Consider the following 14,553-nt stretch of genomic DNA (forward strand, 5'->3'; position numbering starts at 1 on the left):
CCGAATACGCGAACTCACGTCGAATTCACGGAGCAATCGCGCCGAAATCACGCTGCGGTCACGAAATGGGCGCATAAGCGTGGTTGACGCAGCGTCGGGCAACAGACCCGGCCGGACCGGGGACAGGAGCTACGCCATGACACGGCACGACACGACATTCCGCACCGGCCTTCGAGTAATCGAGGGGAGCGCATCGCAAGATCGCCGCGCACCGGCCCTGCCACCCTCGCCAGCGCCGCATCTCGGCGCTAGCGAACTGGCGGCGGAGCTGGCACAGCTCTGGGCGCTTGGCCTGGCGCTGGACCTGCCGGTCACGGCGCTGGCGGATCCGCATCGCGCCCTGCCGGGCCAGCGGACAAACATGCACGAGGTGCTGTGCGAGTTGCGCAGCCTGCGCTGGTTCGACGCCCAGCATGGCCTGCGCACCGCGCGGGACCGCAGCGGAGAGGCCGCCCGCCGCCGCGCCCTGCCCCGCAACGGCGACGGGCAGCTGACGCTGGCGGGGCTGCTGCGGGGTCCGGTGGCGCTGGCCGATGACGGCCTGTCGCCGCAGCTGCTGGCCGACAGGGCCCATGAAGGCCCGCGCACGGCCGGGCCGAGACCCGCGCCCGGGGCGCCGATGTCGGCCTGGCTGGCATGGGCAGGACAACAGGCCGGAGCCGGCGTGTCGCGGCTCCCGGGGACAGGCGGCACCGCGCCGCCCGACAGCCTGCGCGCTCTGGTCGCGAGGGTGCAAGCGATGCCACCCGCGCGCCCCTTCTACAATGTGGCGCTTGCGGCGCTGGCCCGCGCTTCGGCGCTGGACCCCGGGCTGGCCGGGCAAGAGGACTGGACTGGCGGCCGCGTCATGGCCCTGATGGCCGAGGCCGAGACGCAGGCCGGCGCACTGGCCCTGCGCCGCGCCGGTCAACTCGACCGGCTGTCGCGACCCGCGGTGACCGCCGCGCGGCTGACCGTCCTGCTGGCGCAGGAGGACTGCGCAACCTGCTGCCCGTCGCTGCGCGAGGCCGCCGCGGAACTGGATCACGCCGCACCGCGCCTGCTCGACTGGGTCAGCCGGGCCAACCATGCCCATCCGGGGCGCAGCCGGATCGACCGGCTGCTGTTCCTGCCGCTGCTGCATGACGACGCGCCCCACCCTGCCGATCTTGCCCCGCACATGGTTGTGGCCGGGGCGCTGGGCACGTTGCTCAAGGCGCTGTTCCGCACTGGACAGGGCCGCGCCCTGCGGCTGGCCGGGACAGAGCCCGACCTGGCGACCTCGGTCGATACGCTGGCGGCCAACATCGCGCTGGCGCGCTGTGCCGCCGCCACGCACTACCCGGCCGAGAACCACCAGGACCTGCGCCTGGGCGAGGCGATCGCCTTGGGCCTGCTGCGCGGCGCGCTGGAACGCGACAACCGCAGCGCGACGCTGGGCTTCCGGGATTTCGACGGGCGGCCTGTCACGCTGTCCGCCCATCCCCGCGCCTTTGGACGCGGCCACGCAGAGCTGCGCCGCAATGGCCAGCCGGTGGCCTGGCCGCAGGATGGCGGCCCGCGCGCGGCACATCTGACCGCGGTCAGCTAGCGGAAATCGGCCACGTCCCGCGACGGCATCTCGCCCGAGATTTCCAGGATCAGCTTGCGTTTGACCGCTTCGGCGAAACTCTCGCGGCTTTCGGCGGTGACCACGAAGGCGCCCACGCCGCCGATGATCTGCCGTTCATACAGAGCCTCGAGCCCGCCTTGCGCGCGGCCGGGATCGTCGGGCCGCAGGATCGGAAGCCCGTTGATCGTGACCCCCGCCGCCACCACCGTCTCGCGCGCCTCGGCGATCGTGGGGCCGGACCAGCTGTTCGCGCTGTCGCCGGAAAAGTCGATCACCCGTCGCCAGCCATCGAAATTGTTGGTGTCCATCAGGCGCAACCCCTCGAGCAGGGCGGCGCCGATGGCGTTGCGGCCATAGGCCTGGCGCGGCTTGTCCAGCAGTTCGGCGGCAAAGGCCTGCGCGCTTTCAGGGCCATCGATCAGCGTCCAGTCGGCCACCACCGCCTGGTTGGCGGCCCATTCGACGTAGGTCACGGCGATGGTGCCATAGGCGGTGTTGCCGATGGCGGCCAGAACCTCGGGGTCGGTGATCGCCTGCGCATAGCCCTGGCGCTGAAAGGCGATCTCGAACTGGTCGATGCTGCCCGAGGCATCGGCCAGCAACACCAGCTCTAGGTCGGTGTCCTGCGCGACCGCGGCCCCCGCCGCAAGACCCAGACAGACCGTCAACCATCGCATCAGATGCCCTCCATGTTGGTGCGAAGGGTAGCGCGGGCAGGCCGCGCTTCCAGCTTGACCCGGATCAAGGCGGTCGTGGCGCGGATGCGCCAATCTGACAGGATGGCATCATAGGAGGATCGCCCATGTCTCGCATTGCCCTGATCGCCATGCTGGTGCTGCCCGCCCTGCCCGCCGCCGCGCAGGACGCGGATGTGGGCCGCGCGCTCTATCATACCCATTGCGCCACCTGCCACGGGCTGGAGGGCAAGGGAGAGGGGCCGATGGCCGGTGTGCTGCTAATCCCGCCCACCAACCTGACCGAATTGCAAATCAGGAACGGCGGCGTCTTTCCGATGGAACGCGTGGTGATGCGCATCGACGGGCGCGAGCCGCTGGTCAGCCACGGCTCGCCCATGCCGGTCTATGGCGAGTATTTCGAGGGCGTGTTCGACGTGCCGATCAAGGCGCCTTCGGGCCAGCCGATCCTGACCTCGCGCCCGGTGGTCGACCTGGTGACCTACCTGCGCGAGATCCAGCGGATCGAATGATCCGGTTCGCCCTGGCGCTGTGCCTCGCCGCCACGGCGGCGACGGCCGAGACGTTGCGGATCGAGATCGACCTGTCCGACCAGGAAATGACCGTGTCCGAAGCGGGCGACCTGCTGTGGGTCTGGCCGGTTTCGACCGCGCGGACGGGCAAGCGTACGCCCACGGGCACCTTCACCCCCTACCTGATGAAGCGAATCCACTATTCGACGCTTTACGACAACGCGCCGATGCCGTGGTCGATCTTCTTTGCCGGGAACTATGCCATCCACGGCACGACGCAGGTCGACCGGTTGGGCACGCCCGCCTCGGCTGGCTGCGTGCGCTTGGCACCCGAGAACGCCGAAGCGTTGTATGCCGCGGTCAAACAGGTCGGCATGGCCGAGACGCGCGTGGTGATCCACGACTAGCGGCAGATGCCCTGCGTCTGCGCCCCCGCCCAGGGCAGGCGCACGCGCGGCCGGTCCAGCACGGCGTCTAGCCCGTCGATGGGCATTTCCTGCGCGATCATCGCGCGCAGGCGGTCCGTGCGCGGCGCCTGCGGGTCCAGCAGGCGGCAGCAGACATATTCCTCGACGATGCTGCCCTGCTGTTCATAGCCGTAATCGAGAAAACCACGCGTGTTGTCCGGGTCGAACAGGTAGGGATCGGCCCCGCCGGAATGCTCGCGCAGCGCCTTGAGCGGCGTATATCCGGTGCGGTCGCGGTTCTGCCATTGCCAGACATGCACCGATTCATGCGCGAACAGCATCGCGTCATAGAGATCGATCTCATCCGGCCAGCCTTGCATCATGTCGGGCCGGTAAAGGTCGTTGCGAATCAACATCGTGTTGAACAGGACAGAGGCCGCCGGAGAGACCTCGACCGTGCGGGCGCGCTCGATCGGCGGCCAGATGCGTTCCTGGCAGGTGACGCGGGGACGCACCGGGATGCTGTAGACATAGGACCCCGCCGGGTTGTCGCCGATGATGCGGATGCTGTCCGTGTCGATCTGCTCGCCCTTGAGGGCCGTCAGAAAGGCGGTCTCGTTCGGGGTCAGAGGCCGGCCGCAAGCAGCCGGAATCAGCAGGACGATGAGAAGGATCAGAGCGCGCATGACCGGGACAGTCGCGCGGGCGTCGGGGCTTGGCAAGGGGTCGCTCAGCCGCGCTTGTCGTCGATGTTGGGCTCGCCCTGAAGACCCAGCAACTTGCGGAACCCGGTCCAGTAGCCCGGCAGGCGCGGCGGTGCGTTCAGCCCGGCCAGCGCCTCGTCGGCCCAGGGCTGCATCCGGCGCGCGACGAAATCCCGGCCCCAGTCCAGGTAGGCGCCCGCATGGTCCGGCCGCAAACGGCAGGCCGAGCCGACCAGGCCCACCAGGGTCTCGGGCGGCGAATACCATTCGTCCTGGATGCCGGTCACGCGCGCCTGCATCAGTGGACCCACCATCCGCATCAGCCGCTTTTCGGAGAATTGCAGCAACATCCGCCCCATCTCGTCGCGTGAATAATGGATCAGCGGCGGGAAGGTGTCGAAGAATACCGCGCGCCCATCGACGATGGCAAAGTTGCGGATCGAGGGGTGAAAGCCGATGCGCGTGTCCGATCCCCGCACCGACAGCCAGAAGGTCGCGATCACCTCGCCGGCGGCCTCCATCATGGCCAGGGTCTGGTCCAGATCGTCGGCCTGCATCCGGGGACGCATGAGGCTGTCGGTCGACAGAGCCTCCTGCACGATCACCGGCACGCGCGCGCCATCGAGGTCGAGCAGGTGGAACTTGGTTTCCGGCATCGGAACGCCCGCACCCAGCAGGGCGGCGACATAGTCATCATGGCAGCGCGCCAGCCGGTCCAGCGCGGCGCCATCCGAGAGCCCGCGATAGACCTTGATCACCTTGTCGCGGAACGGCCCATCAGCCGGGCGGAACGGCGCACAGAAATACCCCAGCCGCGAGATCGTCTGGCCACGGTCGGCGGCGTCGCGGCGGATGAGAGAGCGGAGGGCGTCGAGATCGGTCATGCCGATCCCTTACCCCGCCGCCAGCGCCTGCGCCACCGCCTCTGTCAGCGCAGCGACCTCGTCGCGCGCCGGGCCGCGCCCCATCTCGCCCGCGCCACGGCCACGGCCCAGCGCCTCGGCATAGGCGACACGGTGGGCAAACGCCTGCGGCAGGACCTGGGCGGCAAGGCCCGCCGCGGCCTCGGCCACCTCGGCGCCCAGCCGCGTACCCGCCTTGCCCCGGTTCAGCACGACCAGCGCGCGCTTGCCCTCGCGCTCTGCCAGGTCCAGCACGGATTCGGTGGCCCAGAGGTCGACATGGCTGACAGCCACCGGCACCATCACAAGGTCGGCCACCCGCAGGGCCGGGCGCAGGTCGCTGTCGGCCTTGGGCGGCGTGTCGATGATGACCAGGTCGTTCTCGCCCGCCAGCTTGCGGCATTCATAGGAAATGCCCCAGGCCGAGGAGGTGGCGAACTCCAGCCCCTTGACCAGGTCGGGCGTTTCGGCGCGGGTCATGAACCAGCGCCCGAGGCTGCCCTGCGGGTCCAGGTCGACCAGCGCCACGCGCAGGCCGCGTTCCCGAAAACCGATCGCGAGGTTGGCCGCCAGCGTGGTCTTGCCGCTGCCGCCCTTCTGCTGCGCCACCGTGATCACCTGTCCTGCCATGAATCGCCCTTTCCGAAGTCAAGTCACTTTGCACCCGCAGCATTCGGGAATCCAGCCGTCGCGCCGCGGCTTAACCGCCCGTTAACCAAGATTGACGAAGGATGCCCCATCCGGAGCCCCGCCATGTCCCGAGCCCTTGCCTTTCTGCTCTGCCTGCTGCTGCCCGGCGCGGCCATGGCCGGTGCGTGGCAGCGCGAGACCGGCAGCGTCTTTGTCGCCACGACCGTGCGACTGGGCTGGCCGCAGGACATCATGACCTGGACCAGCATGGAACCGACCTCGCAATACAACACGGTCTACCTGGAATACGGGCTGTCGCCTCGGCTGACGCTGGGGCTCGACTTGGGCCGCGCGGTATCGGGCGCGTCGAAAGCAGTGGGATTCGTGCAGATTCCCCTGCGCCAGGCCGAACGCGGGCCACAGATGGCGCTGCAACTGGGCGCGGGCCAGATCGAGAACGAGCCCGTCCTGCGCCCCGGCCTGTCGGTCGGGTGGAGCCTGGAACGCGGCTGGCTGGGCATCGACAGCCTGGCCGAAATCGGCGTCAGCAACAGCCGGGTCGACCTGAAATCCGACATCACCTGGGGCCGCAGCCTGCAAAAGGGGCGGCTGCTGATCCTCCAGGTGCAGACTGGCCTGCCCGCCAACGAGGACGCGTTCGTGCGGTTCGCACCATCCCTGGTGACGCCTCTGACCAAGCGGCTGAAACTGGAAACCGGCGTCGGCATCGGCCTGGTTGGCGACCGCGACATGGGCGTGACGATGGGACTTTGGGCCGAGTTCTGACTGGCCGCCCGCAAAGCCCTGCACTAGATTTCGTCCATGACCGACCCGATCCGCCCCACCGATGACGAGGCCCGCGCGCTGGCGCGCCAGCTGATCCACGACGCGCGATTCGCATCGCTGGGCGTGCTCGATCCCGAGAGCGGCGTGCCCCAGGTCAGTCGAATCGCCGTGGTGCCTGGGCCGGACGGGCTGCCGCTGGCGCTGGTGTCGGACCTGAGTCACCACACGAAGGCGCTGAAGGCCAACTCCGCCTGTTCGCTGATGGTGGGCGAGCCGGGACCAAAGGGCGACCCGCTGACGTGGCCGCGCCTCAGCCTGATGGGGCAGGCCCGATTCGTGCGGCACGGCGAACCCGATCACGCGGCCTTGGCGGCGCATTACCTGGTGCTACAGCCCAAGGCGAAACTCTATATCGGCTTTGGCGACTTTGCCCTGATGCGGATCGAGGTGAACGCCGCACATCTGAATGGCGGCTTCGGCAAGGCCTTTGTTCTGACCGCCGCCGACCTGTCAGCACCACCCGGCGGGGTCTGATCGTCCCGCCCGGTCAGAAAACAGGATGGACGGCGACGCGATCGGGCAGTCGCGGCGGCGACAGCAGCGCATCAAGCCGCGCCTCGATCGCATCCAGCCGCGCGGCAAGCGGCCCTTCGCCCTCGACCGACAGGAAATGCGCTAGCGCGTATTCCATCTGCTCGATCCGGTCGCCGAGACGATCCAGCGCCTCGCCCCCGTCCTCGCCTGCCAAAATGGGCCGCAAGCGCGGATAGGGCCGCCCGCCGGAGGACCGGCAGGACACGAAAACGGCGTCGGGGCTAAGGGTCATGTGCGGCATGGCGATCTCCGGCAGGGGCTCGTTGCCTTGATAATGCCACAATGATTAACGAAGGGTTCCCGCCCCCGGAATACAGTTTAGAACGGTTCCAATCCTTGACGCAGGACGGCGCGACCCGCATATAAGGTGCAGGGCCGAAAAAGGGGCAAATCAGATGTTCATTCAGACCGAATCCACGCCGAACCCGGCAACGCTGAAATTCCTGCCCGGACAGACCGTGCTGGAGATGGGAACCGCCGATTTCCCCAATTCCGACGCGGCCGGAACATCGCCGCTGGCGCAGCGCCTGTTCGGGGTCGAGGGTGTCACGGGCGTCTTCTTCGGCACCGATTTCGTGACGGTGACCAAGTCCGAGGGCACCGACTGGGATCACGCGAAACCGGCGATCCTTGGCGCGATCATGGAACATTTCCAGTCCGGCCAGCCGGTCATGGCCGATGGCGCGGCGCAGGCCGGTGGCCACGCGGCGCATGACGGCGAGGACAGCCACATCGTCGGCCAGATCAAGGAACTGCTGGACAGCCGCGTGCGCCCCGCCGTGGCGCAGGATGGCGGCGACATCACCTTCCACGGATTCGACCGTGGCGTGGTCTACCTGCACATGCAGGGCGCCTGCGCGGGCTGCCCGTCCTCGACGCTGACACTCAAGATGGGCATCGAGAACCTGCTGCGTCACTACATCCCCGAGGTGACAGAGGTGCGGCCCGTTGCCGTCTGAGCCGCTCGTCCTGGCATTCGACACATCGGCGGCGCATTGCGCCGCCGCTTTGCTGTCTGGCGACACGGTTCTGGCCAGCCGCACCGAGGACATGGGTCGCGGGCAGGCCGAGCGGCTGATGGCGATGCTGCAGGAACTGCTGGACGAGGCGGGCAGGGGCTGGCGCGATCTCGACGCGATCGGGGTCGGCATCGGGCCGGGCAACTTCACCGGCATCCGCATCTCGGTCGCCACGGCGCGCGGGCTTGCGCTGGGGCTTGGCATTCCCGCCGTGGGCGTATCGGGCTTCGAGGCGCGGGCGCTGGACATCGCGCCGCCGCTTGTCGTGCTGATCGACGCCCCCCGCCAGTTGGTCTATGTTCAGAATCGCGGCCTAGAGGGTTGGAGCAGGGTCGACCTGCTGCCCCTTGATGCGCTCGAATCGGTTCGCCCCGGGGCGGACGGCCGCTGGGTGGGCCAACATGCAGGCGCCTGCGCCGAACGCCTGGGCGGCGAGGCCGTCGAGCCACGCCATCCGCTGGCCGAGGCCATCGCGCGGGTGGCCGCGACGCGGTTCCGCGACCCGGCCCTTGCGCGCCCGGCGCCGCTCTATGTCCGCCCTGCCGATGCCGCGCCTTCGCGCGAGGTGGCGCCGGTCCTTCTCGATGACGCCTGAGGCACTGGCGTCCCTGGCCGCGCGGGCCTATCGCCACATGCGCCCCTGGACCGAGGCACAATTCGCCGAAACGCTGGCCCTGCCCCACAGCCTGCTGGTGACCCGGCCGGGCGCTTTTGTGCTGGGGCAGATCGTGGCGGACGAGGCCGAGATCCTGGCCCTGGCCTGCGATCCCGATCACCAGCGGCAGGGCCAGGCCAGCGCAGCGCTGGACGCCTTCCACGCGCAGGCCCTGACCCGGGGCGCGGCGCGGACCCTGCTCGAGGTGGCCGCTGCAAACGCACCCGCCCGCGCCTTCTACGCCCGTCACGGCTATGCCGAGGCAGGGCGCCGCAAGGGCTATTACCACCGGCCCGACGGCACACGCGACGACGCACTGGTCATGGCGCGGGCGCTGCCCTGACGCTGCGCGAATGCCCTGTCCGGGCGGTCAAAAACCGGTTGACCGCGCCCGCGGCCTGCGTCCTAACTTGTGCCATCCACAAGAGGCGCCCGGGCAACGGGCGGCCCGCAACCTTCCGGGAGAATGACATGACGTTTTTCACCAAGACCCTCGGCACCGTCGCCGCGCTGGCGCTGACCGCCGGCGCTGTGCTGGCGGATCCGGCGCTGATCTACGACCTCGGCGGCAAGTTCGACAAGTCGTTCAACGAGGCCGCCTTCAACGGCGCCGAGCGCTTTGCCTCTGAAACCGGCGGCACCTACAAGGACATCGAGATCCAGTCCGAAGCCCAGCGCGAGCAGGCGCTGCGCCGCTTTGCCGAGGCCGGGTTCAACCCGATCGTCACCACCGGCTTCGCCATCGCCAACATCATGGGCGAGGTCGCCAAGGACTATCCCGAGACCAAGTTCGTCAACGTCGATGGCTGGCTGCCCGAGGTTCCGCCGAACGTGCTGCTGATCAATTTCCAGGAACACCAGGGCTCCTACCTGGTGGGCATGATGGCGGCCATGGCGTCGAAATCCGGCACCATCGGCTTCATCGGCGGCATGGACATTCCGCTGATCCGTCACTTCGGCTGCGGCTATGCCCAGGGCGCCAAGGCGGTAAACCCGGACGTCAAGATCATCGCCAACATGACCGGCACCACGCCGACCGCGTGGAACGACCCGGTGAAGGGTTCGGAACTGGCCAAATCGCAGATCAGCCAGGGCGCCGACGTGATCTATGCCGCCGCGGGCGGCACCGGCGTGGGCGTGCTCCAGACCGCCGCCGACGAGAACATCCTGTCGATCGGCGTGGACAGCAACCAGAACCACCTGCACCCCGGCAAGGTCCTGACCTCGATGCTCAAGCGCGTCGACGTCGCCGTGTTCGAGGCGATGAGCGCGGGCGCCGATCTGGAAACCGGCAAGTTCATGACGCTGGGCCTGGCCGAGGACGGCGTGGGCTATGCGATGGACGACAACAACGCGCCGCTCGTCTCCGAAGAGATGAAGACCGCCGTGGACGCCGCGCGCCAGCAGATCATCGACGGATCGCTGAACGTGGTCAGCTACTACGAGAACGACAGCTGCCCGGCGCTTCAGTTCTGATCGTCTGACAAGGCCAGAGCCAGGGCCGCGCTGGACATCCGGCGCGGCCCTTTCCACGGGCGCCCAAGAGTATTCGAAAACTCTTGGCAAAACCCCTGGAAGGGTTTTGCATGGCTCCGGACGACAGGGAAGAAACCATGACCCAACCCGCGATCGAACTGAAAGGCATCTCCAAGGCCTTCGGCCCCGTGCAGGCCAATCGGGACATCTCGATCCGGGTGATGCCGGGCACGATCCACGGCATCATTGGCGAGAACGGCGCGGGCAAGTCCACGCTGATGTCCATCCTCTACGGCTTCTACAAGGCCGACGCGGGCGAGATCTTCATCAACGGCAAGAAGACCGAGATCCCCGACTCACAGGCCGCCATCGCCGCCGGGATCGGCATGGTGTTCCAGCACTTCAAGTTGGTGCAGAACTTCACCGTCCTGGAAAACGTCATCCTCGGCGCCGAAGAGGGGCAGCTGCTCAAGACCAGCCTGTCCAAGGCCCGTGGCGTGCTGAAACAGCTGGCCGAAGATTACGCCCTGCGCGTCGATCCCGACGCCCTGATCGAGAACCTCAGCGTCGGCCACCAGCAGCGGGTCGAGATCCTCAAGGCGCTCTATCGCCAGGCCGACATCCTGATCCTGGACGAGCCCACCGGCGTGCTGACGCCGGCCGAGGCCGACCACCTGTTCCGCATCCTCGAAGGGCTGCGCGACCAGGGCAAGACGATCATCCTGATCACGCACAAGCTCCGCGAGATCATGGAGATCACCGACACCGTCAGCGTCATGCGCCGGGGCGAGATGACAGCGACGGTCAAGACGTCAGAGACCTCGCCCGAGGAGCTGGCCGAGCTGATGGTCGGTCGCAAGGTGCTGCTGCATGTGGACAAGAAACCCGCCCAGCCAGGCAAGCCGGTTCTGGAAATCGAGAACCTGCGCCATGTCGACAGCTGGGGCGTCGAGCGCCTGAAAGGCATCTCGCTGAGCGTGCGCGCGGGCGAGATCCTGGGCATCGCCGGCGTGTCGGGCAATGGCCAGTCCGAATTGCTGCACGTGCTGGGCGGCATGACCACGGCGACCGGCACGATCCGCGTCAACGGGCAGGAAATCGACCTGACCGGCCAGCATTCCGACGGCCAGAGCCGCCGCGCCCGCGGCATCGCCCACGTCCCCGAGGATCGGCACCACGAGGGCCTGATCCTGCCCTATACGGCCTGGGAAAACCTTGTCTTCGGCTATCACCGAGACCCGGCCATCCAGAAGGGTTGGCTGATGGACAACGCGGGCATCAAGGCCGAGGCGGCGAAGAAGATGGAACGTTTCGACGTCCGGCCGCCGAATCCGAACCTCGCCGCAAGGAACTTTTCCGGCGGCAACCAGCAGAAGATCGTCCTCGCCCGCGAGATCGAGCGCGACCCCGACATACTGCTGGTCGGCCAGCCCACCCGCGGCGTCGATATCGGCGCCATCGAGTTCATCCACAAGGAAATCATCCGCCTGCGCGACAAGGGCAAGGCGATCCTGCTGGTCTCGGTCGAACTGGACGAGATCCTGTCCCTGTCTGACCGCATCGCGGTGATGTTCGACGGCCGCATCATGGGCGAACGCCTGCCGGCCGAAACCGACCAGACCGAACTCGGCCTGCTGATGGCCGGCGTCACCGAAAAACCCGACAAGCCGCTGATCGAGGCGGTGGACGAACAGCTCAAGGCAAAGGCCCAGCGCGAGGCGCGCAACAATGTGTGACCCCCGACCCGCCTTCTTGCCAGCGGGCCTCGCCCCCACGCGGGCTAACCGATCCATCGGATCGGTTAGCACAAGCCCGCTCAGTCAACCGCCGGAGGCCACCGCCGCCGCCAGGACAGTGACGGAACCCTGCCATGGATAGAATGCCTGCCTGGGCCGACGCGGTCCTCGTGCCCCTCTTCTCGATCGTCCTCGCCGCGATCATCTCGGCACTGGTGATCCTCGCCATCGGCGAAAGCCCGGTCGAGGCGTTCAAGCTGATGGTCGACGGCGCGCTGATGAAATCCTCCGGCTGGGGCTACACGCTCTATTACGCCACGAACTTCATCTTCACCGGTCTTTGCGTCGCGGTGGCCTTTCACGCGCGGATGTTCAACATCGGCGGCGAGGGGCAGGCGATGATCGGGGGCCTCGGCGTCGCGCTGGCCTGCCTGTTCATCCCGTGGCCGCACTGGACGGTAGCGCTGGTTGGGGCGATGGCGGCCGGGGCGTTGTTCGGCGCGGGCTGGGCGCTGATCCCCGCCTATCTCCAGGCAAAACGCGGCAGCCACATCGTCATCACCACGATCATGTTCAACTTCATCGCCGCGGCGGTCCTGAACTATGTCCTGGTGAACCTGCTGCGTCCGCCGCGCGCCATGGATCCGGCCACCGCGACCTTCCCGCCCGCAACCCACCTGCCAACATTCCAGCAGATGTTCTCGACAGCCGAGACACCGCTGTTCCGCGGGTCTCCCGCCAACGTCACCTTCTTTCTGGCCGTCGCCGCCTGCATCGGAGTCTGGTTCCTGATCTGGCGCACACGCCTGGGCTACGAGATCCGCGCCTTTGGCCATTCCGAGACCGCCGCCCGCTACGCGGGCATCTCCTCGGTCAGGATCACCGTGATCGCGATGCTGCTGTCGGGGGCGCTGGCGGGCTGCATGGCGCTCAACACCACGATGGGCGAGGCCGAACGGCTGGTGATGAACGCGACCGAGGGCGCGGGCTTCATCGGGATCGCCGTGGCGCTGATGGGCCGCAGCCACCCGGTCGGCGTGTTCCTCGCCGCGCTGCTCTTCGGCTTCCTCTACCAGGGCGGCGCGGAACTGGCGCTGTGGACGAACATCCCGCGCGAACTCATCACCGTCATCCAGGCGCTGGTGATCCTGTTCACCGGGGCGCTCGACAACATGGTGCGCATGCCGCTGGAACGCCTGTTCCTGTCCTTCCGCAAGGGTGGCCAGGCATGACCGGCTGGGCAGACAGCCTGGCCATAAGCAAGGCCGATTGCTCGGACCTCGACCTCGTCTACCAGGCGGCGTGGAGCGGCGCGGTGACGTCGGACGAACTGTCGGCCTGGATCATCGACCTGCAGGCGATGCGCAGCCCCGTGACGACGCCCGCCTGGCTCCTGCATGCCCCGGACGAGATCGGCAGCCCGATGGACTTCCACAAGGCGCTGGGCTTCGTGCCGTCCGGAGCCGACGGGGACGAGGTGCGAGCGACACTCGACGGCCTAGCCTGGACGCGAGGCCAGAGCAGGGGCGACCCGTCCCTTGGCGAATGCACGCCGCGCGCTGCCGCGTTGTCCGCGCTCACCCGCAACCGCCCCTTGATCGAGCGTCTGGCCCGCATCATCCCGCAGGCCGACCTGCCCCTTTCGGCAACAGAAGGCTGACAGACATGGATCTCGACACGATCATCCAGGTGCTCGACAGCACGATCCGCCTGAGCACGCCGCTGCTGCTGGCCTGCCTCGCCGGGCTGTTCTCGGAACGCGCGGGCATCTTCGACATCGGGCTCGAGGGCAAGATGCTGTTCTCGGCCTTCTTCTCGGCGGCAATCGCCTTCACCACCGGTTCGGTCTGGCTGGGCCTGCTGGCGGGCATGGTGGCCTCGATCGCCCTGTCGGCGATCCACGGCCTCGCCTCGATCACCTTCCGTGGCAACCAGCTGATCTCGGGCGTGGCACTGAATTTCCTCGCGTCCGGCCTGACGGTGCTGGTCGCGCAGGACTGGTTCCGGCAGGGCGGACGCACGCCGACCCTGGAAGGCGGCGCACGGTTCGAGGCGATCACCCTGCCCTTCGCCGAAAGCCTGCGTGGCGTGCCGGTCCTGGGGCCGATCTATGCCGACCTGATCTCGGGGCACTCGATCCTCGTCTATGTCGCCTTCGCCATGGTGCCGCTGACCTGGTGGGTGTTGTTCCGCACCCGCTTCGGCCTGCGCTTGCGCGCCGTGGGCGAAGCACCCGAAGCGGTGGACACCGCAGGCGTCTCGGTCGTGGGACTGCGGTTCGCCGCCGTCGCGATCTGCGGCGCGCTTTGCGGCCTCGCCGGCGCCTACCTCGCCACCGGCCTCCAGGCCGGTTTCGTCAAGGAGATGACGGCAGGCCGCGGCTACATCGCGCTGGCCGCGCTGATCTTCGCCAAGTGGCGGCCCTGGTATGCGCTGGTTGCCTGCCTGCTCTTCGGCCTGCTCCAGGCGATCGCGCTGCGCTACCAGAACATCGACCTCGGCGCCTTTGTCGTGCCGGTGCAATTCATGGACGCCCTGCCCTACATCCTGACGGTTGTGATCCTGGCAGGCTTTGTGGGCAAGGCGATCCCGCCCCGCGCGGGCGGCGAACCCTATGTGAAGGAGAGGTGAGACCGGGGCGCCAGAAGGCTCCGCAACCTCCCGCCGCAGGCTCCCGAACGCGCCAAGGGCGCGCGCCTGCCACAGCCGGGCGCACCCGCCACGGGCACCCACCCGAGGCCAAGCGCATCGCGCGCAGGCCGAGACAGCCTGTGCGTGCCGCAAGGCGCGCTCCGCCTGACGAATCCTTTCCGCCCGCGCTTGCAAAAGCGACGGGGCTGGGACTA

The 14,553-nt window shown here is 68.0% G+C and carries 18 protein-coding genes; 13 read left to right on the plus strand and 5 right to left on the minus strand.

All coding sequences use genetic code 11. The features are described from left to right. The first annotated feature begins 136 nt into the window (after positions 1-136). Positions 137-1,570, plus strand: a complete 1,434-nt coding sequence (locus KB874_RS12090; protein WP_212536797.1) for a bromoperoxidase — start codon at positions 137-139, stop codon at positions 1,568-1,570. Here KB874_RS12090 and KB874_RS12095 read toward each other — a convergent pair. Further along, positions 1,567-2,268, minus strand: coding sequence for a DUF1194 domain-containing protein (locus KB874_RS12095; RefSeq protein WP_212536798.1), 702 nt, complete (start codon positions 2,266-2,268; stop codon positions 1,567-1,569). The genes KB874_RS12090 and KB874_RS12095 overlap by 4 nt on opposite strands. Before the next feature lie 125 nt (positions 2,269-2,393). Here KB874_RS12095 and KB874_RS12100 point away from each other — a divergent pair, with 125 nt between their 5' ends. Then, positions 2,394-2,798 carry a c-type cytochrome gene (locus KB874_RS12100; RefSeq protein ID WP_212536799.1) on the plus strand — a complete coding sequence of 135 codons (405 nt, stop codon included), beginning with the start codon at positions 2,394-2,396 and terminating at the stop codon, positions 2,796-2,798. After that, a complete protein-coding gene (locus KB874_RS12105) occupies positions 2,795-3,205 on the plus strand; it encodes a L,D-transpeptidase (RefSeq protein WP_212536800.1) in 411 nt (136 codons plus the stop codon). Before KB874_RS12100 ends, KB874_RS12105 begins: the two co-directional genes overlap by 4 nt. Here the strand turns inward: KB874_RS12105 and KB874_RS12110 are convergent. From KB874_RS12110 to parA, 3 genes are read right to left on the minus strand one after another with little or no spacing between them, the layout of a single operon-like run. After that, positions 3,202-3,891 carry a hypothetical protein gene (locus KB874_RS12110; RefSeq protein ID WP_212536801.1) on the minus strand — a complete coding sequence of 230 codons (690 nt, stop codon included), beginning with the start codon at positions 3,889-3,891 and terminating at the stop codon, positions 3,202-3,204. The genes KB874_RS12105 and KB874_RS12110 overlap by 4 nt on opposite strands. 44 nt (positions 3,892-3,935) lie before the next feature. Continuing rightward, positions 3,936-4,793 (minus strand): DUF6206 family protein, encoded by an 858-nt coding sequence (locus KB874_RS12115; RefSeq protein ID WP_212536802.1) that lies wholly within the window; start codon positions 4,791-4,793, stop codon positions 3,936-3,938. Between the two features lie 9 nt (positions 4,794-4,802). Beyond that, positions 4,803-5,441, minus strand: coding sequence for a ParA family partition ATPase (gene parA, locus KB874_RS12120; protein ID WP_212536803.1), 639 nt, complete (start codon positions 5,439-5,441; stop codon positions 4,803-4,805). 123 nt (positions 5,442-5,564) lie between these two features. Here parA and KB874_RS12125 point away from each other — a divergent pair, with 123 nt between their 5' ends. Together KB874_RS12125 and KB874_RS12130 are read left to right on the plus strand one after the other, a co-directional pair. Continuing rightward, positions 5,565-6,227: a hypothetical protein gene (locus KB874_RS12125; protein WP_212536804.1), complete on the plus strand. Its 663-nt coding sequence runs from the start codon at positions 5,565-5,567 to the stop codon at positions 6,225-6,227. Positions 6,228-6,263: 36 nt separating this feature from the next. Continuing rightward, a complete protein-coding gene (locus KB874_RS12130; RefSeq protein ID WP_212536805.1) occupies positions 6,264-6,761 on the plus strand; it encodes a HugZ family pyridoxamine 5'-phosphate oxidase in 498 nt (165 codons plus the stop codon). A 13-nt stretch (positions 6,762-6,774) separates the two neighbouring features. On the opposite strand, the gene KB874_RS12135 is transcribed toward KB874_RS12130, so the two are convergent. Beyond that, the gene (locus tag KB874_RS12135; protein WP_212536806.1) at positions 6,775-7,062 is read right to left on the minus strand and encodes a hypothetical protein; all 288 of its coding nucleotides are present in this window, start codon (positions 7,060-7,062) and stop codon (positions 6,775-6,777) included. Between the two features lie 154 nt (positions 7,063-7,216). Here KB874_RS12135 and KB874_RS12140 point away from each other — a divergent pair, with 154 nt between their 5' ends. The 8 genes from KB874_RS12140 to KB874_RS12175 all read left to right on the plus strand — a co-directional run bounded on the left by KB874_RS12140 (position 7,217) and on the right by KB874_RS12175 (position 14,338). Beyond that, positions 7,217-7,780: a NifU family protein gene (locus KB874_RS12140; RefSeq protein ID WP_212536807.1), complete on the plus strand. Its 564-nt coding sequence runs from the start codon at positions 7,217-7,219 to the stop codon at positions 7,778-7,780. Beyond that, positions 7,770-8,435, plus strand: a complete 666-nt coding sequence (gene tsaB, locus KB874_RS12145; RefSeq protein WP_212536808.1) for a tRNA (adenosine(37)-N6)-threonylcarbamoyltransferase complex dimerization subunit type 1 TsaB — start codon at positions 7,770-7,772, stop codon at positions 8,433-8,435. Before KB874_RS12140 ends, tsaB begins: the two co-directional genes overlap by 11 nt. After that, complete coding sequence (locus KB874_RS12150) at positions 8,425-8,838, plus strand: GNAT family N-acetyltransferase (RefSeq protein WP_212536809.1); 414 nt, start codon at positions 8,425-8,427, stop codon at positions 8,836-8,838. The genes tsaB and KB874_RS12150 overlap by 11 nt, the downstream gene beginning before the upstream one ends. Positions 8,839-8,966: 128 nt before the next feature. Beyond that, positions 8,967-9,971, plus strand: coding sequence for a BMP family lipoprotein (locus KB874_RS12155; RefSeq protein ID WP_212536810.1), 1,005 nt, complete (start codon positions 8,967-8,969; stop codon positions 9,969-9,971). Positions 9,972-10,108: 137 nt separating this feature from the next. Next, positions 10,109-11,707 (plus strand): ABC transporter ATP-binding protein, encoded by a 1,599-nt coding sequence (locus KB874_RS12160; RefSeq protein ID WP_212536811.1) that lies wholly within the window; start codon positions 10,109-10,111, stop codon positions 11,705-11,707. A 134-nt stretch (positions 11,708-11,841) separates the two neighbouring features. After that, the gene (locus KB874_RS12165) at positions 11,842-12,939 is read left to right on the plus strand and encodes an ABC transporter permease (RefSeq protein WP_212536812.1); all 1,098 of its coding nucleotides are present in this window, start codon (positions 11,842-11,844) and stop codon (positions 12,937-12,939) included. After that, positions 12,936-13,367 (plus strand): hypothetical protein, encoded by a 432-nt coding sequence (locus KB874_RS12170; protein ID WP_212536813.1) that lies wholly within the window; start codon positions 12,936-12,938, stop codon positions 13,365-13,367. The genes KB874_RS12165 and KB874_RS12170 overlap by 4 nt, the downstream gene beginning before the upstream one ends. A 5-nt stretch (positions 13,368-13,372) precedes the next feature. Next, a complete protein-coding gene (locus KB874_RS12175; RefSeq protein WP_212536814.1) occupies positions 13,373-14,338 on the plus strand; it encodes an ABC transporter permease in 966 nt (321 codons plus the stop codon). Positions 14,339-14,553: the final 215 nt, after the last annotated feature.

Origin of the sequence: Thetidibacter halocola (assembly GCF_018224955.1) — a bacterium.
Taxonomy (GTDB): domain Bacteria; phylum Pseudomonadota; class Alphaproteobacteria; order Rhodobacterales; family Rhodobacteraceae; genus Thetidibacter; species Thetidibacter halocola.